The sequence below is a fragment of the Terrabacter sp. FW104-15G4B genome (assembly GCF_058790095.1).
Genome location: NZ_JBYTCI010000006.1, coordinates 64360 through 84971 on the forward strand (window position 1 = coordinate 64360; position 20612 = coordinate 84971).

The 20612-nt window shown below is 71.2% G+C and carries 17 protein-coding genes; 9 read left to right on the forward strand and 8 right to left on the reverse strand.

The genetic code is table 11. The features are described from left to right. Nucleotides 1-296: 296 nt before the first annotated feature. Both AC3WRT_RS07075 and AC3WRT_RS07080 read left to right on the forward strand, forming a co-directional pair. On the forward strand, nucleotides 297-1622 hold the full coding sequence (locus AC3WRT_RS07075; RefSeq protein ID WP_492720757.1) for a M20/M25/M40 family metallo-hydrolase: 1326 nt from the start codon (nucleotides 297-299) through the stop codon (nucleotides 1620-1622). A gap of 17 nt (nucleotides 1623-1639) precedes the next feature. After that, entirely contained in the window at nucleotides 1640-3085 is a 1446-nt protein-coding gene (locus tag AC3WRT_RS07080) for an MFS transporter (RefSeq protein WP_492720758.1), read from the forward strand. 91 nt (nucleotides 3086-3176) lie between these two features. Here the strand turns inward: AC3WRT_RS07080 and AC3WRT_RS07085 are convergent, their stop codons facing one another. Next, nucleotides 3177-3887 carry a GAF and ANTAR domain-containing protein gene (locus tag AC3WRT_RS07085; RefSeq protein ID WP_492720759.1) on the reverse strand — a complete coding sequence of 237 codons (711 nt, stop codon included), beginning with the start codon at nucleotides 3885-3887 and terminating at the stop codon, nucleotides 3177-3179. Next, complete coding sequence (locus AC3WRT_RS07090) at nucleotides 3884-4615, reverse strand: ANTAR domain-containing protein (protein ID WP_492720760.1); 732 nt, start codon at nucleotides 4613-4615, stop codon at nucleotides 3884-3886. Before AC3WRT_RS07090 ends, AC3WRT_RS07085 begins: the two co-directional genes overlap by 4 nt. 173 nt (nucleotides 4616-4788) lie before the next feature. Between AC3WRT_RS07090 and AC3WRT_RS07095 the strand changes: the two genes are divergently transcribed. Both AC3WRT_RS07095 and AC3WRT_RS07100 read left to right on the forward strand, forming a co-directional pair. Beyond that, entirely contained in the window at nucleotides 4789-5538 is a 750-nt protein-coding gene (locus AC3WRT_RS07095) for an alpha/beta hydrolase (RefSeq protein ID WP_492720761.1), read from the forward strand. A 10-nt stretch (nucleotides 5539-5548) separates the two neighbouring features. Next, nucleotides 5549-6847: an ATP-grasp domain-containing protein gene (locus AC3WRT_RS07100; RefSeq protein ID WP_492720762.1), complete on the forward strand. Its 1299-nt coding sequence runs from the start codon at nucleotides 5549-5551 to the stop codon at nucleotides 6845-6847. A gap of 8 nt (nucleotides 6848-6855) precedes the next feature. On the opposite strand, the gene AC3WRT_RS07105 is transcribed toward AC3WRT_RS07100, so the two are convergent. Further along, a complete protein-coding gene (locus AC3WRT_RS07105) occupies nucleotides 6856-7494 on the reverse strand; it encodes a DUF1345 domain-containing protein (protein WP_492720763.1) in 639 nt (212 codons plus the stop codon). 140 nt (nucleotides 7495-7634) lie between these two features. Between AC3WRT_RS07105 and AC3WRT_RS07110 the strand changes: the two genes are divergently transcribed. The 3 genes from AC3WRT_RS07110 to AC3WRT_RS07120 are packed head-to-tail and all read left to right on the forward strand — an operon-like array spanning nucleotide 7635 to nucleotide 10100. Continuing rightward, nucleotides 7635-8636, forward strand: a complete 1002-nt coding sequence (locus AC3WRT_RS07110) for a diacylglycerol/lipid kinase family protein (protein WP_492720764.1) — start codon at nucleotides 7635-7637, stop codon at nucleotides 8634-8636. Then, a complete protein-coding gene (locus AC3WRT_RS07115; RefSeq protein ID WP_492720765.1) occupies nucleotides 8629-9372 on the forward strand; it encodes a phosphatase PAP2 family protein in 744 nt (247 codons plus the stop codon). The genes AC3WRT_RS07110 and AC3WRT_RS07115 overlap by 8 nt, the downstream gene beginning before the upstream one ends. After that, complete coding sequence (locus tag AC3WRT_RS07120; protein ID WP_492720766.1) at nucleotides 9369-10100, forward strand: phosphatase PAP2 family protein; 732 nt, start codon at nucleotides 9369-9371, stop codon at nucleotides 10098-10100. Before AC3WRT_RS07115 ends, AC3WRT_RS07120 begins: the two co-directional genes overlap by 4 nt. Nucleotides 10101-10187: 87 nt before the next feature. Here AC3WRT_RS07120 and AC3WRT_RS07125 read toward each other — a convergent pair whose 3' ends face one another. The 4 genes from AC3WRT_RS07125 to AC3WRT_RS07140 form a co-directional block, all read right to left on the reverse strand. Further along, nucleotides 10188-10973, reverse strand: coding sequence for a DUF1206 domain-containing protein (locus AC3WRT_RS07125; RefSeq protein WP_492720767.1), 786 nt, complete (start codon nucleotides 10971-10973; stop codon nucleotides 10188-10190). A gap of 106 nt (nucleotides 10974-11079) precedes the next feature. Continuing rightward, entirely contained in the window at nucleotides 11080-11271 is a 192-nt protein-coding gene (locus tag AC3WRT_RS07130; protein WP_492720768.1) for a hypothetical protein, read from the reverse strand. 107 nt (nucleotides 11272-11378) lie between these two features. Continuing rightward, nucleotides 11379-12263, reverse strand: a complete 885-nt coding sequence (locus AC3WRT_RS07135) for an acyl-CoA thioester hydrolase/BAAT C-terminal domain-containing protein (RefSeq protein ID WP_492720769.1) — start codon at nucleotides 12261-12263, stop codon at nucleotides 11379-11381. A gap of 3 nt (nucleotides 12264-12266) precedes the next feature. Further along, on the reverse strand, nucleotides 12267-14816 hold the full coding sequence (locus tag AC3WRT_RS07140; protein WP_492720770.1) for a DEAD/DEAH box helicase: 2550 nt from the start codon (nucleotides 14814-14816) through the stop codon (nucleotides 12267-12269). Between the two features lie 139 nt (nucleotides 14817-14955). Here AC3WRT_RS07140 and AC3WRT_RS07145 point away from each other — a divergent pair, with 139 nt between their 5' ends. Next, nucleotides 14956-16089: an alpha/beta hydrolase gene (locus AC3WRT_RS07145; RefSeq protein WP_492720771.1), complete on the forward strand. Its 1134-nt coding sequence runs from the start codon at nucleotides 14956-14958 to the stop codon at nucleotides 16087-16089. Here the strand turns inward: AC3WRT_RS07145 and AC3WRT_RS07150 are convergent. Next, nucleotides 16056-17153, reverse strand: a complete 1098-nt coding sequence (locus AC3WRT_RS07150) for an FUSC family protein (RefSeq protein WP_492720772.1) — start codon at nucleotides 17151-17153, stop codon at nucleotides 16056-16058. The two genes, AC3WRT_RS07145 and AC3WRT_RS07150, sit on opposite strands and share 34 nt — an antisense overlap. A 138-nt stretch (nucleotides 17154-17291) precedes the next feature. On the opposite strand from AC3WRT_RS07150, the gene fdh reads away from it, so the two are divergent. Then, entirely contained in the window at nucleotides 17292-20612 is a 3321-nt protein-coding gene (gene fdh / locus AC3WRT_RS07155; protein ID WP_492720773.1) for a formate dehydrogenase, read from the forward strand.

The following is a 20612-nucleotide window of genomic DNA, read 5'->3' on the forward strand; positions in this document are numbered from 1 at the left end:
AAGGGCTGTCGCGCTCGTCGCCTCGCGGTCGTTCCCATCAGACCATGGGGGCACGCGACCGGTCGGCCGCGGGCCACGTACAGGGTTTAGAGCAGGGGCGGGAAGGTCGGCAGGGTCTCGTGGGGGTTGCGGGATGGTCTCGTCGCCCGGCCCGAGTCGACACTGAACACGCGCCCGTCGCGCGTCTCGTCCTGCAGCTCGATGCCCCCACACCCCTGTCTGTCGATGGCAAAGACAGCGATCCTGATTCGTCGTCGGGGGACGTGCAGCCCGTCGCACGGCATACGCTCCGGGTCATGAACGGGGACGACGCCGCCGTCGAGGCGCTGCAGGCGCTCATCCGCATCCCGACCGTCTCCGACTGGGACCCCGTCCGAGAGGACCGGGCAGCCTTCGAGGCGATGCTCGCCGAGCTGCGCGAGCGGTTCCCGCGGCTGCACGAGGCGTGCGAGGTCGAGCGGATCTGCGGCGACGCGCTGCTCGTGCGCTGGCCGGGGCGGACGCGGGAGGCTCCGGTCGTGCTCATGGCGCACCTCGACGTGGTGCCCGTCGGTGACCCCTCGGCGTGGGCCCACCCTCCCTTCGCCGGTGTGCTCGAGGACGGCCAGGTCTGGGGGCGTGGGGCGCTCGACTGCAAGGGCTCGCTCGTCGCGATCTGCCAGGCGGTCGAGGGCCTCGTCGCGGATGGCGTCACTCCAGGGCGCGACGTGTGGTTGTCGTTCGGCAGCAACGAGGAGGTGTCGGGGCGTGCGGCTGAGGACGCCGTGGCCCTCCTGCGCGAGCGCACGGTCGAGCCGTGGTTCGTCGTCGACGAGGGCGGCGCCATCGTGCAGGGCGTGCTCCCGGGTGTCGATGCACCCATGGCCGTCATCGGCGTCTCCGAGAAGGGCACCGTCGACATCGTGCTGACGGCGCACGGCGACGGCGGCCATGCCTCGGCGCCGCGCCGGATGGGCGCGACGAGCCGGCTCGCCCGCGCGATCCTGCGGCTGGAGCGCCGGCCCTTCCCCAGCCATCTGCCCGACGCCACCGTCGACATGCTCGAGCGCGCCGGTGCCCACGCGCGTATGCCGTATGCCGCGGTCTTCGGCCAGGCGCGCCGGCTGCGCCCCGTGCTCTCCCGGGTCCTTCCCCGGCTCGGCCACGAGACGGCAGCGCTCGTGAGGACGACCGTCGCCGTCACCCAGCTGTCGGGGTCGCCCGGCGCCAACGTCATCGCCGCCACCGCCCGCGCCCACGTCAACATGCGGGTCATGGTCGGCGAGTCCGTCGTCGGCGCCGTCGAGCGGATCCGCAACACCGTCAAGGACTCCCACGTCGAGGTGACGCTGGTCAGCGGCAACGAACCCAGCCCCGTGTCCCCGACGGACGACACGGCATACGCGCTCCTGGAGTCGACGCTGGCCGAGGTCTTCCCGGGAACGGTGGCCGTGCCGTACGTCATGCTCGCGGCCACGGACTCGCGCCACTTCCACCGCGTGTGGCCGCGCGTCTACCGCTTCACGCCGTTCCGGATGACCGACGCCCAGCGGGCCGCGATCCACGGAGTGGACGAGCGGATCGCGGTCGCCGACCTCCGAGACGGCATCACGTGGTACCGCCGACTCATCGCACAACTCTGATCGAGAAGAGGATCCGCATGCCCGACAGCACCGCCGTCTCCGACGCCACCCGTGCCGTGGCGCGCAGCCCGATAACGAAGGTCGTCGGCTTCCTCCTCTGCGTCGAGCTCGCGAGCGGTGTGCTGCAGGGCTACTACACGCCGCTCTTCACCGACATCGCCCGCAACCTGTCGATCAAGGACGCCGACGTCAACTGGTTCGAGGCGGCGCAGCTGATCGTCTCGGCGCTCGTCGTGCCGCTGCTCGCCCGGCTCGGCGACCTCATCGGCCACCGGAAGGTGCTGCTGCTGTCGACGGTCGTCACGGCTGTTGCGTCGTGGGGCGTCGCGTTCGCGCCGAGCTTCGGGCTCTTCCTCGTCGCCTGGGCCATCCAGGGCTTCTACGTCGTGTGGCTGCCGATGGAGGTCGCGATCATCCACCGTCGCACCCGGGGGGACGAGCGGCGTGTGCGCGGCGCCGCCGGGCTGCTCGTCGCCGGTCTCGAGCTCGGGGTCATCGTGGGCGCCCTGACCAGTGGCGCCCTGGCCGAGTCTCTCGGCATGACAGCGCTCCTCGCCCTGCCTGCCGTCGTCGTGACGCTCGCCCTGCTCGCGATCTGGTTCGGCGTCGAGGAGTCGCCGGTGCTCGCCTCGGGCTCCGTGGACTGGCGCGGCTTCTGGCTCATCACGCTCGCCCTCGGCCTGGTGATGGGCGGGCTGGTCCTGCTGCGAGTGGTCGGGCCCACCAGCCCGTGGCCGTGGGCGCTCGTCGTCGCTGGCCTGGTGGCCCTGGTGCCCTTCGCCCGGGTGGAGCTGGCCCATCCCGAACCGCTCGTGGACCTGCGGGTGCTGGGCGCGCCGGCCCAGTGGCCGGTCCAGGCGACCGCGTTCCTCTTCGGGGTCTCGGTGCTCGGCGCCCAGATCCCGCTGTCGACCTTCGCCCGCACTGACCCGGCGGTCACCGGCTACGGGCTCGGTGCCTCGGCCGGACGGGTCTCGCTCCTCATCGGCGGCTACGTCCTGGCGCTGGCGGCCGGCGCCCTCCTGCTGCCTGTCGTGGGTCGGCGGTTCGGCACCCGGCGCGCGATGGTCGGCGCGGCCCTGCTGGTGGCCGTGGGCTACCTGCTCTTCCTGCCCTTCCACGCCAGCCTCGCGCAGACGCTGACCAACATGGTGGTCGCCGGCCTCGGCTCGGGAGCGCTCGTCGCCGGTCTCCCGGCGGCGGCCGCCGCGGCCGCGCCCGCCACCCACACGGGCCAGACGACGGGAATGACCAACACCACCAAGACGATCGGCGGAGCCTTCGCCTCGAGCGTCTTCGCGATCGCCCTCGCGTCGACCGGGACGGTGGACGCCGAGGCGACGGCGCACGCGTCGGTCTCCGGCTACCTCACGGTGTGGGCCGTCTGCGGGGTCACCGCCCTGGTGGCAGCGGTTCTCCTCGCCGTCGTCCACGGTCGACCGGGCCCGACGTCGCGGGCCTAGGCCTGTCGGCTGGGGCCCCCGTAGGATCGGCGGTCCGAGGCGCTCCCAACCGACCCCCGCGGTGGTTGCACGGGCCTGACCCTGCGACGGGTCAGCCGCCGGTTCGCTGCCGCTGGGCCCGGATGAGCACGTCGCCGGCGACCTGCGTCACCGACGACCCGTGCTCATGTGCCTCTGCGATGAGCAGCTCGTAGGCGGCGGCCATGTCGATGCCGTGGACGTAGGCGAGGGCGCCCTTGGCCTGCTCGATGACGACGCGGCCCTGGAGTGCCTCGTGCAGCGAGCTGCGGACCTGGCGCCGGTCGAGCGTCTGGCTCTGCAGGATGCAGATCGTGCACATGTCAGTGAACGCCTGCGCCATCTCGAGCTGCACGTCCTCGAGCTCGGCGTCGCTGTGGGTGAAGACGTTGAGCGCACCGAGGGCCGACCCCTGCCACAGGAGGGGGAAGGTGTGGACCGCGCCGAAGCCGGCCTGGACGATCGCCGCCCCGGCTACCGGCCAGCGCAGCCGGATCGTGCTCTCGCCCAGCGCGGAAACAGGAACTGCGGAGTGGAAGCAGTCGACGCAGGGACCCTCGTCCTGGCCGACCTGGAGCGCCTCGAGCTGCGCCATCGTGTGGGACGTCGACACGAGCAGCTCGAGCGAGTCGTCGGAGTCCTCCACGAGCAGACCCATCCCGTCGACGCCGATGGACGCCGCACCGTCATGCAGCAGGCGGGTGAGCAGGCCCGTCACGTCGTGGACGTCCACCATGGCCGCCGTCGCCTCGGCGAGCACCTGGGTGGCGGTCTTCGAGGTCATGAGGAGTCCTTCGATGTGGGGCCCGCGTCGGTGAAGTCGAGAACCCGGTCGAGGACGAGCGCGGCCACGGCTTCCACGGTGGTGTCCTGCGCATAGGCGTGGGCCCGGATCACGGCCATGGCATCGAGCGGTGAGATCGCGAGCTGGGCGATCACCATCCCGACCGCCTGGTGCACGCGCTGGCGAACCGCCCACGGCCGGGTGTCGTCGCCGAGCAGCGCCCCGTGGCCGAGCAGGGCAGCGCCGACGGCATCGGCGAGGAACTGTGCGAGCGGCGGGTCGCCGAGCACGGCGGCAGACGAGGCCTCGTAGACCATGACGACGCCCATGGCGTGGTCGTCGGGGCGCATCGGTGCCGCGCACACCCACAGGCTTCCGAGCTCCTCTCGCACCGTCGGGGTGAACAGGTTCCAGGGAGTCGGTCCGGCCAGGTCCGCCTCCACGACGCTGCGGGTCTCGAAGGCGTCCCAGCCGGGCCCCTCGCCCAACACCTCCTGGAGCCCATCGAGGCGGGCGACGGTGGCGTCGCTGGCGCACAGCGTCAGGCGGTCCGGCTGCCGGTAGCCGATCGTGATCGCCGCGCCGGCCCCGCCGAAGACCTCGACGTACGCGTGGCAGAGCCGCTCGGCCAGAGGCAGCCGGTCGACGTCCCGGGCGATGCCGCGGGTCAGGGCCGCGAGGATGGTCGCGCGCTGGCGCGAGCTGGGTCCCGTCGAGTCATCGGTCATCGCGCGCCGTCCTCGGCGGTAGAGGCGGCGTGGCGGGCCCTCGCGTGCCACACACGGTGCAACGCGCCTCCTGCCGCTGGTGCCGACCCTGCTCGTGCCGAGCCGACTCCTCGACTCTACGCCGGGTGCCGGGGGACCGCGCATGAACCTTGACCCGGATAGGGTCACCGACGATGGCCAGGACGCGACTCACCCTTCCCGACACCCCCGTGGGCGAGGTCGATCTCGCCATCGTGACGCCGGTGGGCACGAGGCGCAGCGACCCGCTCCCGCTGCTCGTCGCGCACGACGGACCGGAGTACTCCCGGCGCGCCCACCTGCTCTCGGTGCTGCGCGCCGCGACTGCCGAGCGGTGCATCCCGGCCACCCGCGTCGTGCTGCTCGAGCCCGGCCCGCGCAACGAGCGGTATGCCGCCAACCCCCTCTGGGCCGAGGCGCTGACCGACCACGTGCTGCCGAGGGTGCGGACGGCATACGCCGTCGACGGGCTGCCCGTCCTCATGGGAGCCAGCCTCGGTGCGCTCGCGTCGCTGCAGGCGGAGTGGGAGCACCCGGGGACCTTCGGGGCGCTCTTCCTGCAGTCGGGGTCCTTCTTCCGCAAGCGCGTCGACGACGAGGAGGACTTCGAGTTCTGGGAACGCGTCACGGCCTTCGTCGCGCGCGTGCGACGGGGGCGCCGGCGCCGCACCGACGCGCCGATCGTCATCACGTGCGGCACCGACGAGGGCAACCTGGCCAACAACCGGCAGCTGGCGCAGGCGCTCGCCGCCAGCGGGCACGACGTCTCGTTCACCGAGGTGCCGGGCCGCCATGACTGGCGCTCGTGGGAGGCGGCCTTCGTCCCGCACCTGCTCGAGCTGCTGCAGCGACAGATGGCGCCGACCCTGCAAGGATCGCAGTCGAGCAACCGGCCCCGACGGTAGGAGCAGCACGATGACCGACCTCGCCTCGCAGCAGGACCCCTCCACTCCGACGAGCGCTCCGCCGACCAGGACGCATCTGATCGGGCTGCTGCTCGGAGCCGAGGAGGACTGGCCCACCGCCTTCGAGGCGCTGCTCGCGCTGGTCGGGCCGATCACGACCGAGGACGGGGTGACGCACGAGCTGACGAGTGAGCGCCTCACGATCGAGCCGTTCGACCTGCGTCAGCCGGTGCGCACCGAGCTCGTCATCGACCGCCTCGCCCACTGGTACTACCACCCCCGGGAGTGGCTCAAGAAGGCCGCGCTGATGAACGACACCTACCTGCTCAACAGCCCCTTCACCTTCCAGTCGATGGAGAAGCACAGCGCCTACGTCGCCCTGATGCGGTTGGGACTCAAGGTCCCCGACACGTGGCTCGTGCCCTACAAGCACCCTCTCGACAACGTCCGCTGGGCCTACACGTCGGCGAAGTACAACCGGCCCTTCGACCTCAAGGCCATCGCCAACCAGCTGGGCTACCCGATGTACATGAAGCCCTTCGACGGCGGCGGGTGGCGCGGCGTCTCCCGGATCGACGACGAGCGCGACCTTGTCAAGGCCTACGACGAGTCGGGCGAGATGCTCATGCACCTGCAGTCCACCGTCGAGTACGACCACTTTGCGCGAGCGCTGTCGATCGGCCCCGAGACGATGGTCATGGACTTCCGGCCGGAGCAGCCGATGCACAACCGGTATGTCGTGAGCTACGACTTCCTCCAGCCGTCCGCCGGCAAGCAGACCGCAGCCATCAGCCGGATCGTCAACGCGATGTTCGGCTGGGAGTTCAACTCGTGCGAGATGCTCGTCAAGGGCGACGACGTCTACCCGATCGACTACGCCAACGCCTGCCCCGACGTCGCCGTCACGTCACTGCACTACTACTTCCCGTGGGCCATCAAGGCGCTCGTGCGCTGGTCGGCCTTCTGCCTCATCACCGGCCGGCAGGGCCCGATGGACCTCGAGATGCGCCGCTACTTCGACGTGGCCGACCGGGACGACCTCAGCGACGAGGAGAAGCTCGACGCCTACCTGGCGATCGCCGACGAGTACTTCGACACCGCCGCCTACTGGGCCTGGTGCGACCGCCACCTGCCGCACCTCGACGCCGCCGTGCTCGAGTGGGTGAAGTCCGACGCGTTCGCCCACCTGCTGCGCTCGACCGTCGTGACGACCTATCCCGCGCACGAGCGCGACCGCTTCCTGGCCCACTTCGGCGGCCTCATCGGGCTGTGGGTCAAGGACGAGACAGCGCGGCTCGGGCTCGGCTGAGCGGCGGCTCAGCCGAGCGAACCGCCGATGCCGGCGACGAGGTTGATGGCCGAGGCGATGACGATCGTGCCGTAGAGGTAGGCGAGCATCGTGTGCCCGAGGACGACGCGGCGCACCTCGGAGGTGCGCAGGTCGGTGTCCGACACCTGGTAGGCCATGCCGAGGTTGAAGGAGAAGTAGGCGAAGTCCGAGAAGGTCGGCTCCTCGTCCTGGTTGAAGTCGATGGGCGGCTTGGCGCTCGCGTAGTAGACGCGCGCGTAGCGCAGCACGTAGACGGTGTGGACGCAGAGCCAGCCGACCGCGACCGTCCCGACGCCGACGAGGGCGTCGATGACCTGGGTGCTTCGCGGGCCGCGGCCACCGACGAGGAGGATGGCCACCCCGGCGAGGCTGGCGAGCCCGACGAGGATGACCACGACGTCGTACCAGGCCGCGTCGCCGTCGCGTCCCTCGGCACGCTGCCTGGTCGCCGGGGCGTCGTGGCCCAGCACGTGCAGCAGCAGTGGCACGGCGAACACGAGGCCGCCGACGACGAAGCCCGCGAGCGTGTGCACGAGCGCACCGCGGGCCGGGCCCAACGGCAGCAGCACCCCGGCGAGGGCTCCGACGAGGAACGCGAGCGTGAGACGGGTCCGGATCCTGGCCACGGTCGGGAGGCTACCGCCCGGTGGAGCAAGCGGGGCTGGGTGCTGGCTGGTGGTGGGCTGGGAACCCGCCCCGGGTATGTCAGGTGGTGGCCGATCCGACGGCTGAACCCCTCCGCTCCACGAGTCCTAGGATCCCCCACATGTCTGACACCGTTCCCAGTGCTCGCCGGGCGCTCACCGTCGTCTACAACCCCTTGCGGGTCGATGACCTCGACGACGCCAAGGACACCGTGGGCAAGGTCTGCGCCGAGCAGGGCTGGCCCGAGCCGACCTGGGTCGAGACCACGGCGGAGGAGACCGGCGAGAAGCAGGCCCACGAGGCGGTGCGGGCCGGCGCCGACGTCGTGGCCTCGCTCGGCGGGGACGGCACGGTCCGTGCGGTCGCGTCGGCCCTCGTCGGCACCGACGTCGCCCTCGGGCTGCTGCCCGGTGGCACGGGCAACCTGCTCGCCCGCAACCTCGGCCTGCCCGTCGGCTCGCTGGCCGACGCGGCTCGCGCCATCGTGCAGGGCCACGACCGGTGCATCGACGTCGGTGTCGTCCGCCTCGGCGACGACCTGCCCGAGCCGGAGTCGAGCCGCGCCACCAAGGAGTCACCGCCCCAGCTCGACGACGACGAGGAGATCTTCCTCGTCATGACCGGTTTCGGCCTCGACGGCCAGATCATGGCCGACACCAACGAGAAGGTGAAGGAGGCCGTCGGCTGGGTCGCCTACGTCCTCGCCGCCGGCAAGAAGATCTCCGGACGCGGGTTCACGGTGGAGGTCCAGGCATCCGGTGGCGAGGGCGTCGTGGGCGCAGCCAGCGACCGCGTCCGGCGTCATGCCCGGGCCGTGATCGTCGGCAACTGCGGGACGCTGCAGGGTGGGGTCGAGCTGATGCCCGAGGCCCTCGTCGACGACGGCCGCCTCGACGCCGTGGTGCTGGCGCCGCGGGGGGCATTCGGCTGGGCCTCCATCGTGGCCGACGTCGTCACCCGGCACCGCGCAGGGCACAACCGGCTCGACCGGCTCGTGGCACCGGCCCTCAACGTCCTCGCGCAGCGCCCGGTCGAGGCCGAGATCGACGGGGACGCCGTCGGTGGGCACCGCGCGCTCGCCATCCGCACGCTGCCCGAGTCGTTGGTGGTGCGCGTTGGCTGACCCGCAGCGGATCCACGTCCGACCTGAGGGACGCGGACGGCGCCTGCTCAAGGCCGTCGGTTCGGGACTCGCCTTCGCGGTCCCCGTCACGGTCCTGGCCTTCGTCGTGCGCGAGAAGCTCCGGCCCGTCATCGACCTGGACCAGCGGCTCATCGTCGCCGCGACCGACATCACGCGCGACAACCCCTGGCTGAGGACGACCTGGCTGGTCGTGCAGGAGGTCACGCAGCCCTGGCGGCTCTACATCGTGGCCTCCGCCGTGTGCCTGGTCGTGTGGCGCCGCCACCGCGAGCTCGCGACCCGCTGCCTGTGGGCGTTCGTCACGATGATGGTCGCCTGGAACCTCCAGCTCGTGCTCAAGGAGATCGTGCGCCGGGCCCGCCCCGTCGTCAGCGACCCCGTGTCGAGCGCGCCGGGCTACAGCTTCCCGTCCGGTCACGTCGCCAACGCGGCGGCCATCGCGACGGTGATGACGCTGCTGCTCTGGCCCCTGCTGTCGCCGGTGGCCCGCCGGTGGCTGGTCGGCGGGCTCACGGCATACGTCCTGGTCACCGCCCTGGACCGCGTCTTCCTCGGCGTGCACTACCCCTCCGACGTCCTCGCCGGGATCATCTTCGGTGTGGGACTCGCCACGGCGTCCTACGTCGGCTACCTCGGGTGGAACCCCCAGGGCCCGGACGAATCCCCTCCGCCGGAGGGGGACGTCGGGCCCGAGTCATCGAAAGGCAGCCCGTGAACCGCACCTTCGTCCACCGCTACGAGATCGACTCCTCGCGGCCACCGGTCGGCTCGGCCCTGCGTGACGCCGCCGTGCGCGCCGTGGCGCCGGCGCTCGTGCTCTTCGCTGCGATCGTCGGCGCCGGATTCCTCATCATGGGCCCCTTGGGCGGCCTGCCCGCCGAGAACGACCTCAGCAGGTCGGTCGCCTCGGGGCGGACCGCCTTCATGGACTCCGTCACGATGGTCTGGTCGCACATCGGCAACACCGAGATCGTCATCGGCGTCTGTGTGCTGGCCGTTGCGCTGATCTGGTGGCGCACCAAGCAGTGGTGGTATGCCGTCGTGCCCGCCGTCGCGATCGCCGTCCAGGCGAGCGTGTTCGTCGCGGCCACGGCCATCGCGGACCGGCCGCGTCCGACGGTCAAGCACCTCGACCCCGCCCCGCCCACCTCGAGCTACCCGAGCGGACACATGGGCGCCTCGACGGCGCTCTACCTCACCTTCGCCCTGATGGCCCAGCGCATCCAGACGGTCTGGCTGCGCCGCCTCGTCACCGTTGTCTGCGCCGTCGTGCCGCTCCTCGTCGGCTACGCGCGCCTCTACCGGGGCATGCACCACCTCCTCGACATCCTCGTCGGGGCGGTGAACGGGATCGTCTGCGCGCTCCTGGCCTGGAACTATCTGCGACGCCGCACGACCCGAGACGCGCTGATGGAGCCGGTTCCCAGCGCGGCGAGCCGCTGAGGCACCGAAGAGACGGCGATGGCCGGGAGCCCGAGTGGGTTCCCGGCCATCGCCGTTTCTGGTCAGTGAAGAGGTCTCCCCGGCGGCTCAGACGTCGGCGTGCCGCGCGCGCCCGAAGCAGTAGACGCCGAAGGCGATGAGGCCGAGGGCGACGAGGGCGAGCAGCACCGGGCCGCCGGGGGCGCCGAGCAGGTTGCGCAGGGCACCGTCGAGGCCGCGGGCCTCGCTCGGCTTGTGGCGCACGGCCGCCAGGACGAAGAGACCGCCGACGATGGCGAGGGCGACTCCCTTGGCGATGTAGCCGACCCGGCCGGCCTTGACGATCCACTTGCCGGGGTGCGTCTCGAGGTCCATGAGGAACTTCTTCTTCCAGCCCTTGTAGACGTGGTAGGCGCCGATGCCGACGACCACGAGGCCGACAGCCGCGACGAGCCACTGGCCGGCGGGCTGCTTCATGAGCGCGGCGGTGAAGTCGGTCGACTGGCTCTTGCTCGAGGACCTCCCCCCACTGGCGAAGCGGAACGCGGTCCACGACAGGGCCAGGTAGACGACGGCCTTGGCGGCCGCCTTGATCCGGTCGCTCGTCTCGAAGACGCCGGAGATGGCCTCGGTCACCTGCCACACCGCAAGCCCCAGCCAGGCGACGACGGCCACCCACAGGGTGATGTGGCCGAACGTGTTGTCGGCCATCGAGCCCAGCGCGCCGGACTGGTCGGCGCTCGCGCCCTTCGAGCCGAAGGCGAGCCGCAGGGCGATCGCCCCGATGAGGATGTGGAGCACGCCGTTGACGGCGTAGCCGATGCGCGCGGCCGTCTCGAGAACGGGATGGTCGCCCGCCCGCCGCGATGCGAGCCTGAGGTCAGTGGAGTCCATGCACGTGATCCTGTCGGTCAGAGGGTCCCCGATGGGCCACTCGGGAACATACCCGCGTGGGCAGTCTGACCGGCACTTCTCGCGCAGAGCCCTCCAGGCGGAGCCCTCACACGAGCCGCAGGTGGCGGCGCCGGCCGCGGTGACGAGCTGCCGTTCCGCTGCCGGCCGGGGCGACGAAGGGCTCCGGTGCCGGCTCCGGTGCGGGCCCCGGGCGGCGGAGGCGCGCGAGCTCGGCGGACCGCTGGAGGTCAGCCTCGCGCTGGGCGAGAAGGGCGCGAATGATGTGCGGGGAGAGCATGGTCGGGTCCTCGTGTTCTCGGAAGGTCGGTGTCGTGCTGACCCCGCCAGCCTCCGTCGCGGGCCCGCCCGCGCACATCGGGAGGACGGCGTATGCCGGGTTCCCGGCTACCTCAGATCCGTGGCCGCCACGTCCCCGCCCGAGGTCGACTCAGCCGAGGTCGAGGACGCGCTGGATCTCCGGCCAGCCCGTGCGCCGAGCTCCCGGTCGGCGGCCTCGGTGCCGCCGCGGGCCATCCGCTGCCCGCCGACCATCCGTGCCTCACCGGGCAGCAGCACGCGGTGCCCGGCCCGTGGGTGGGTCACGACCGTCGTCGGCAGCTCGAGGGCTCGGCGCCGGTCCTGCACCGCTCGGGCGGACGCCACCGAGGGCCACACCCTGTCGTCGCCACCGGCGACGAGGAGCACGTCCCCGAAGAAGCGCTCCACCGGGATGGTCGCCGCCGGCACCTGGTCGGCGTTGGTGCGAAGGCTCTGGGCGTAGACGCCGTCGAAGGCGGGTGGGTCACCCACCGGTGCGGCGTCGTCGTCGTAGGGCACGAAGGGCAGCGGCCGGCCGCCCCGCGACCATGACGAGTGCTGTGGGCGCAGTGCGCCGTCCGGGCCGGGGCCGAGGTTGGCCCACACGACGTGACTTGGCGAGAGCGCGACCACGGCATCCACCGCGGGGTCATCGACGGCATACGCGAGGAAGGCCTCGGCCGACTTGGAGGCGCCCAGGAGGACCACCCGGTCGCAACGCTCGGCGAGGGTGGTCACCGCCGGCGTGAAGGACTCGAGGGGGTGCTCCCAGATGCCGGCCGGCTGTCCGTCGCCACCGAACCAGCGGTAGGTCAGCGCGGCGGAGACCCCGGCGGAGGCGAGCAGGTGGGCGCGGTCGCGCTCGACGCGGCCACTCGAACCCGACAGCACGAGCACCCCCGTGCCGTTGCCGCCGTCGTCCGGCTCGACGAGGACACCGTCGTGGTCGACCGCCCGCTCGCGCACTGCCACCGGTCAGCCGCCCAGGCGCTCGAAGCCGGTCACCGTGAGGACGGCCGCGCCGACGTCGTCGCTGGCCGCGAGGTCGACGACCGCCGTGATGCCCCAGTCCTTGTACTCGTCCGGGTCGACGACGACCTGGCGCAGGCGCCACTCGCTCGGGGTCCGCTCCACCTGCAGCAGTGCGGGCGAGCGCGCACCCTGGTCGGTCGCGATGGCGTCGTGCTCGTCGTAGTAGGCGCCGAGCGCGTCGTTCCACGCCTGGGCGTCCATGAGGACCTTCTGCGGAGGGTCGGTCAGCTCCGCGACGCGGGACTCGAGGTCACCGAGAGCCTCCCACTCGTCGCGCGAGGCGAGCTCGACCCGGTGGAACATGGCGTTGCGGATCATCACGGTGAAGGCGCGCTCGTTGGCCGTGATCGGCCGGGCCGGCGGAGCGACGTCGGTCTGCGCGAGCACGGCGTCGCTGGGGTTGACGAGGTCCTCCCACTCGTCGAGCAGGCTCGAGTCGGTCTGGCGCACCAGCTCGCCGAGCCACTCGATGATGTCCTCGAGCTCCTCGGTGCGATGGCTCTCTGGGACCGTGCGGCGCAGGGCCCGGTACGCGTCGGTGAGGTAGCGCAGCACGAGCCCCTCCGACCGGGACAGGCCGTAGTAGGAGATGAACTCGTTGAAGGTCATGCCGCGCTCGTACATCTCCCGCACGACCGACTTCGGCGACAGCGCGTCCTGCGAGATCCACGGATGGGTCTGCCGGTAGGCCGCGAGCGTCACCTCGAGCAGGTCGGCGAGCGGCTTGGGCCAGGTGACCTCCTCCAGCCGCTCCATCCGCTCCTCGTACTCGATGCCGTCGAGCTTCATCGCCGCGACGGCCTCGCCGCGGGCCTTGGACTCCTGGGCCCACAGCACCTGGCGGGGGTCCTCGAGGATCGCCTCGATGACCGAGACGAGATCCTTTGCGTAGGAGTCGCCCTCCGGGTCGAGGGTGTCCATGACCGCGAGCGCGAACGGCGCGAGCGGCTGGTTGAGGGCGAAGTCGCGCTGCAGGTCGATGGTCAGCGCGTGGCGGCGACCCGACTCCTCGACGGACGACAGGCGCTCGACGACACCCGACGTGAGGAGCTCCTTCGCGAGCACGAGCGCGTGCCGTTGCAGGCGCCGCTGGTCCTTGGCCTCGTGGTGGTTGTCCGACAGCAGGCGCACGGCGTGCGCAACCGGGTTGCCCTCTCGTGCAAGGAGGTTGACGAGCATCGAGTGCGACACCCGCAGGCGCGGCTGGAGCGGCTCCGGCTCGGCGACGATCAGCCGCTCGAACGTCTCCTCGGACCAGTTGACGAAGCCATCGGGTGCCTTCTTGCGCTGGATCTTCTTCTGCTTCTTGGGGTCGTCGCCCGCCTTCTCGACGGCGCGGAGGTTCTCGACGACGTGGTCGGGTGCCTGGGCCACCACCCAGCCGCGGGCATCGAAGCCCGCACGACCCGCACGCCCCACGATCTGGTGGAACTCGCGTGCCTTGAGCAGCCGCTGCTTCGTGCCGTCGAACTTCGTCAGGCCCGTCAGCAGCACGGTGCGGATCGGGACGTTGATGCCGACGCCGAGGGTGTCGGTGCCGCAGATGACCTTGAGCAGACCGTCCTGGGCGAGCTGCTCGACGAGGCGGCGGTACTTGGGCAGCATCCCGGCGTGGTGCACGCCGATGCCGTGGCGCACGAGCCGCGACAGCGTGCGCCCGAAACCGGCGCCGAAGCGGAAGCTGCCGATCCGAGCGGCGATCGCCTCGCGTTCCTCGCGCGTCGTGATCTTGACGGCCATCAGGCTCTGTGCCCGCTCGAGCGCGGCCGCCTGCGTGAAGTGGACGACGTAGACCGGCGCGCGGTCCTTCTCGAGCAGCTCCTCGATCGTCTCGTGGAGGGGTGTGACGGCATACGAGAACTCGAGCGGGACGGGGCGCTCCGTGCCGGTGATGACGGCCGTGGAGCGGCCTGTGCGCCGCGTCAGGTCGTCGCGGAACATCGCGACGTCGCCCAGCGTGGCCGACATGAGGACGAACTGCGCCTGCGGCAGCTCGAGGATCGGCACCTGCCACGCCCAGCCGCGGTCCGGCTCGGAGTAGAAGTGGAACTCGTCCATGACCACGAGGCCGACGTCAGCCGAGCTGCCTTCTCGGAGTGCGAGGTTGGCGAGGATCTCGGCGGTGCAGCAGATGATCGGGGCGTCGGCGTTGACCGATGCGTCGCCGGTCACCATCCCGACGTTGTCGGCGCCGAACTGCTCGCACAGGGCGAAGAACTTCTCGGAGACCAGCGCCTTGATCGGCGCCGTGTAGAAGCTGACGCGGTCGTCCGCGAGGGCCGTGAGGTGCGCGGCCGTCGCGACGAGCGACTTCCCGGAGCCGGTGGGCGTCGACAGGATGAGGTTGCTGCCGCTCAGGATCTCGAGGAAGGCCTCCTCCTGGTGCGGGTAGAGGGACAGGCCGCGCTCGGTCGTCCACCCGGTGAAGACCTCGTAGAGGCCGTCGGGATCGGGGTCCCGCGGGATGCGCTCGGTGAGGTTCTTCGTCACCACGCGAGTATGCCGTCCGGCGCGGCCACCCGACGAACCCACAGGAACCGTCCGGCCGGCTCCGCGCGGACACCCAACGGGATCTCAGCCTCGGTCCCTAGCGTCGAGGACGACGAACGAGCACGCCGGGCGAGGAGGAGCCATGGAGCTGACCAGCGGCGGGCTGCTCGTCGTGCTGGGACTGCTCGCCCTCATCGCGTTCGGCCTGCTCGTCCTCGGCCTGCCTCGGACCGGCCGTCGTTGGGCCGGTGCCCTCGCTCGCGGCACCGAGGCGCTCGTGCTCACCGTCACCGTGCTCCTGTTCGCCGGAGCCGTGCTCAACGACCAGTACCTCTTCTACGTCAGCTGGGGCGACCTCTTCGGGTCCGGGGCCAGCGTGACCGCGTCGCACGCCGGCGGGACGGCACGCCAGGCCGTCGAGGCGCAGGCCAAGGGGCCCGGGCTCGGCAAGGTGCCGGCGCCTCGGGTGCTTCCGGCCCTGCCGGCCCCGGGCCAACGGATCCAGCGCTACACGATCACGGGACCTCGCAGCCACATCACGGCCGAGGTCCTCGTCCACCTCCCGTCGGGCTACGACGCGAGGGCGGCGACGAGGTACCCCGTGATCATGGCGCTGCACGGGATACCCGGTCATCCCGAGAGCTACGTCACGACCATCCACATCGACCAGACGCTCGACGCGCTCGTCGCCGCGCACCAGCTCGCCCCGTCAGTGGTCGTCATCCCCCAGATCAACAGTCCGACCGCGCTCGACACCGAGTGCGTGAACGCGCCGAGCGGGGCCGGTCCGCAGGACGAGACGTGGCTGGCCCACGACATCCCGACCTGGGTGGTCGACCACTTCGCCGTGCAGACGACCCGGACGTCGTGGGCCACGCTCGGGTACTCCTTCGGCGGCTGGTGCTCCGCGATGCTCGGCGTTCGCCACCCCGACGTCTTCGGAGGCTCGATCGTCCTCGAGGGGTACTTCCGTCCCGACTTCTCGCGTGCGTACGACCCCATCACCCCGGGCTCGTCGGCGGCCCGCGGCTACGACCTGGTGCGCGTCGTGCGGGCAGACCCACCGCCCATCGCGATGTACGTGATGGCGAGCCGCTCCGACTCGCTCGCCTACCCGACGACCGCAGAGGTCCTCCGCTACGCCCGCCCGCCGATGTCGGTGACCTCGGTCCTGCTCAAGACCGGCGGCCACCGGGTGTCGATCTTCCTGCCCTTCCTCCGGTCCTCCCTCGTCTGGCTCGGTCAGTCGCTCCCCGGCTTCCGTCCTGCCGGCTGACTGGCGCGGTCGGGGACGAGCAGCAGGACGACCGCGCCCACGAGCGCCCCGAGCACGGTCTCCAACAGCCGGTCGCGCAGCAGCGGGGCGATCGGTGAGGGATGGGCGAGCTGTCCCATCAGCAGGGCCAGTGGCGTGATGAAGAGCAGCGCGATCGCGTAGTTGCGGCCCACGAACAGCTCGGTGAGCACCTGCAGCACGACGATGAGCACGACGACCACAACGCCATGGGGGTGCCAGACGAGGACCGCCGCCGCCACCCCCAGACCGAGCAGCGTGCCGATGACCCGCTGGACGCCCCGCGTGAGCCGGGAGCGCAGGTCGGGCCCGGACAGGACGACCACGGCGGCGACCATGGCCCAGTAGGGGTGCTGCCAGTCGAGGGCGGTGGCGATGGCTCCGGCCAGCGACAGCGCCACGACGTATCGCAGCAGGTGCGCGACGGCGCCGCTCGGCGCGAGCGCGTCGCGGAAGCGCGGCGCCGGCAGCACCGGCGGCGACCACGAGCCTGGCTCGCGGAGCACGCCGACGTGCGCCACCAGGAGGGAGAAGAAGGCGCTGGCCCCGGCGACACCGACCGCGACCGGCATCGTCGACGGCGTGGCGGGCACCATGGCGCACACGGCGAACCCGAAGACGATGAAGAGCGGACCCGGCGGGTGCCAGCGGTACGCGTCCGAGGCCAGCGACCCGCCGGCCGCCAGCAGCGCCGCCACCGGCACGACCACCCACCGGGTGTCGGGGATCAGCGACGCGAGCACCCCGAGGGCCACCGCGAGGACGAGGAAGGCACCGGCAACCACCTGCATACCGGCTCGCTCGGGCCGGGAGTGGTGGCGCCCGTAGAGCGACGTGAAGGCACCGAACGCGGCATACGGCGTCCACGCGACGCGCCCGGCGAGGACGAGGACGAGCAGCGGCACGAGGACGGACACGCCCGCCCGCAGGGCCACCCGGTGCGCGCCCTGGTGGGGGCCGACCGTGAGCAGGCTGCGGGTCAGGTGGCCGGTGCGGCGAGGGCTGGCGGGGGAGTCGGCGCGACTGGGGCGGCGGGCACTGGTCACCCCTCCACGATCGCAGGTCGGGGCGGCGGTGCCGCAGGCCCCTCAGTGGGTATCTCCCCTCTGGCGGCCACCATCGGGACGTGCTTGCATGGAGCTGCCGCCCTACCCCGTCGAGGCCCAGCCGAGGAAGGTTCCGCCGTGGATGTGAAGAAGACGTTCCTGTCCTGGCCCGTCGTCAGACAGGTCAGCTCCGGTGACTTCCTCGGACGTGGTCCCGCCGTCACCTCCGCGCACACCCGTGGCCTGACGCCCCGCACCGCCACGGCGGACAAGGTCGTGCAGAGCGTCTGCCCCTACTGCGCCGTCGGCTGCGGGCAGCGGGTCTTCGTCAAGGACGGCCACGTCGTCCAGATCGAGGGCGACCCGGACTCGCCGGTGTCGCGCGGGCGGCTCTGCCCCAAGGGCTCCGCGAGCGAACAGCTCGTCAACAACCCCGGACGCCAGCGCAAGGCGCTCTACCGCCGCCCCGGTGGCACTGACTGGGAGCCGATCGAGCTCTCGAAGGCCGTCGAGATGGTGGCGCAGCGCTTCGTCGAGTCGCGGCGCCGCACCTGGCAGGACACCGACGAGCAGGGGCGGCCGCTGCGCCGCACCATGGGCATCGCGTCACTGGGCGGCGCGACGCTCGACAACGAGGAGAACTACCTCATCAAGAAGCTGTTCACCGCAGCCGGCGCCATCCAGATCGAGAACCAAGCCCGTATTTGACACTCCTCCACGGTCCCCAGTCTGGGGTCCTCGTTCGGGCGCGGTGGCGCGACCCAGTACCTGCAGGACCTGTCCAACTCGGACTGCATCGTCATCCAGGGCTCCAACATGGCCGAGTGCCATCCGGTGGGGTACCAGTGGGTGACGGAGGCACGCCTCAAGGGCGCCAAGGTCATCCACGTCGACCCGCGATTCACGCGCACGTCGGCGACCTCTGACAAGCACATCCCCATCCGTGCGGGCAGCGACGTCGTGCTGCTCGGTGCCCTCATCAAGTACATCCTCGACAACGAGCTGTACTTCAGGGAGTACGTCGTCGCCTACACCAACGCGGCGACGCTGATCAGCAAGGAGTTCAAGGACACCGAGGACCTCGACGGGCTCTTCTCCGGCTACGACGACGACAAGGGCAACTACTCGCAGGAGACGTGGGCCTACGCCAGCGCCGAGGGTGACGACGACTCGATGACGATCGGTGGTCCCGCTGCCGCGCACGAGCACGGCCAGTCCGCCTCCGCCCGTTCCGCCGGTGACGAGCACGGCTCCGGTGGCCCCGCCCTCGAGGACACCCGCGTGGCCCGCGACGAGACGCTCCAGGATCCGCGCACGGTCTTCCAGGTCCTCAAGCGGCACTACTCGCGCTACACGCCTGAGATGGTGGCCGAGACGTGCGGCATCAGCGTCGACGACTTCCACTACCTCGCGCGGTCGGTGACCGAGAACAGCGGCCGCGACCGCACGACTGCGTTCGTCTACGCGGTCGGCTGGACCCAGCACACGCTCGGGGCGCAGTTCATCCGCACGGCCGCGATCGTCCAGCTGCTGCTCGGCAACATGGGTCGGCCCGGCGGCGGCATCATGGCGCTGCGCGGTCACGCCAGCATCCAGGGGTCGACCGACATCCCAACCCTCTACAACATCCTGCCGGGCTACCTCGCGATGCCGGTCGTCGGTCTGCACGACACCTGGGACGACTACGTCACCACGATCGGCAGCAAGTCGCAGAAGGGCTTCTGGGCCAACGCCGACACGTATGCCGTGAGCCTGCTCAAGGCGTACTGGGGCAAGGCCGCGACCGCTGAGAACAACTGGTGCTTCGACTACCTGCCGAAGCTGACGGGCGCCCACGGGACCTACCAGACGACGATGGCGATGCTCGACGACAAGGTCGAGGGCTACTTCCTGCTCGGCCAGAACCCCGCCGTCGGGTCCGCCCACGGCCGGATGCAGCGGCAGGCCATGTCGCACCTCAAGTGGCTCGTCGTGCGTGACTTCAACATGATCGAGTCGGCCACCTTCTGGAAGGACGGGCCCGAGATCGCCTCCGGCGAGCTCAAGACCGAGGACATCGAGACCGAGGTCTTCTTCCTCCCGGCCGCAGCGCACACCGAGAAGAGCGGCTCCTTCACCCAGACCCAGCGGATGCTCCAGTGGCACCACAAGGCGGTCCCGCCGTCGGGTGACTGCCAGAGCGAGCTGCAGTTCTTCTACGAGCTGGGCAACCGCGTGCGCGAGCTGCTGGCCGACTCCACGGACGAGCGGGACCGCCCGCTGCTCGACCTCAACTGGGACTACCCCCTGGACGCGGACGGCGAGATCGACGCCGAGGGGGTCCTGGCCGAGATCAACGGCCGGCACCTCACCGGCGAGAAGGCCGGTCAGCCGCTCTCGGCCTACACCGAGATGAGGGCCGACGGCTCGACCGACGGCGGCTGCTGGATCTACACCGGCGTCTACGCCGACGGCGTCAACCACGCCGCCAACCGCACGCCGGGCCGCGAGCAGGACCTCACCGCCCTCGACTGGGGCTGGGCCTGGCCGGCCAACCGGCGCATCCTCTACAACCGCGCGTCCGCCGACCTCGACGGCAAGCCGTGGAGCGAGCGGAAGCGCTACATCTGGTGGGACGCCGAGCAGGGCAGGTGGACCGGCCACGACGTACCGGACTTCGTGCCCGACAAGGAGCCGAGCTACCGACCCGAGCCCGGCACCGGCGGTCCAGAGGGGCTGGCCGGAGACGACCCGTTCGTCATGCAGGCCGACGGCAAGGGCTGGCTCTTCGCGCCGAGGGGGATGCTCGACGGGCCGCTCCCCACGCACTACGAGCCGCAGGAGTCTCCGGTCGGCAACCCGCTCTACGGGCAGCAGTCCAACCCGGCGCGCAAGGTCTTCCCCCGCAAGGACAACCTGTGGGCTCCGTCCGCGGGTGCGCCGGGCTCCGACGTCTACCCGTACGTCTTCACGACCTACCGCCTCACGGAGCACCACACGGCCGGCGGGATGAGCCGGTGGCTGCCGTACCTGTCCGAGCTGCAACCCGAGTTCTTCTGCGAGGTCTCCCCGGAGCTCGCGCAGGAGCGGGGACTGGACAACGGCGGCTGGGCCACCATCGTCTCGGGCCGTGCAGCCATCGAGGCGCGCGTCATGGTGACCAAGCGGATGACCCCGCTCACCATCCGCGGACGCACCATCCACCAGGTCGGCCTGCCCTACCACTGGGGTGTCGGCCGGGATGCGGTGGTGAGCGGTGACGCGGCCAACGACCTGCTCGGCGTCGCGCTCGACCCCAACGTCCAGATCCAGGAGAGCAAGGCCGGTTCATGCGACATCGTTCCCGGACGTCGCCCCACCGGGGAGGCGCTGCTCCGGCTGGTCGCGGAGTACCAGTCGCGAGCCGGCAGCACCGTCATGACGAGCAACGAGTTGCGCACCGGACATCCGCACTCGACACCGGACACGAGAGGAGGATGA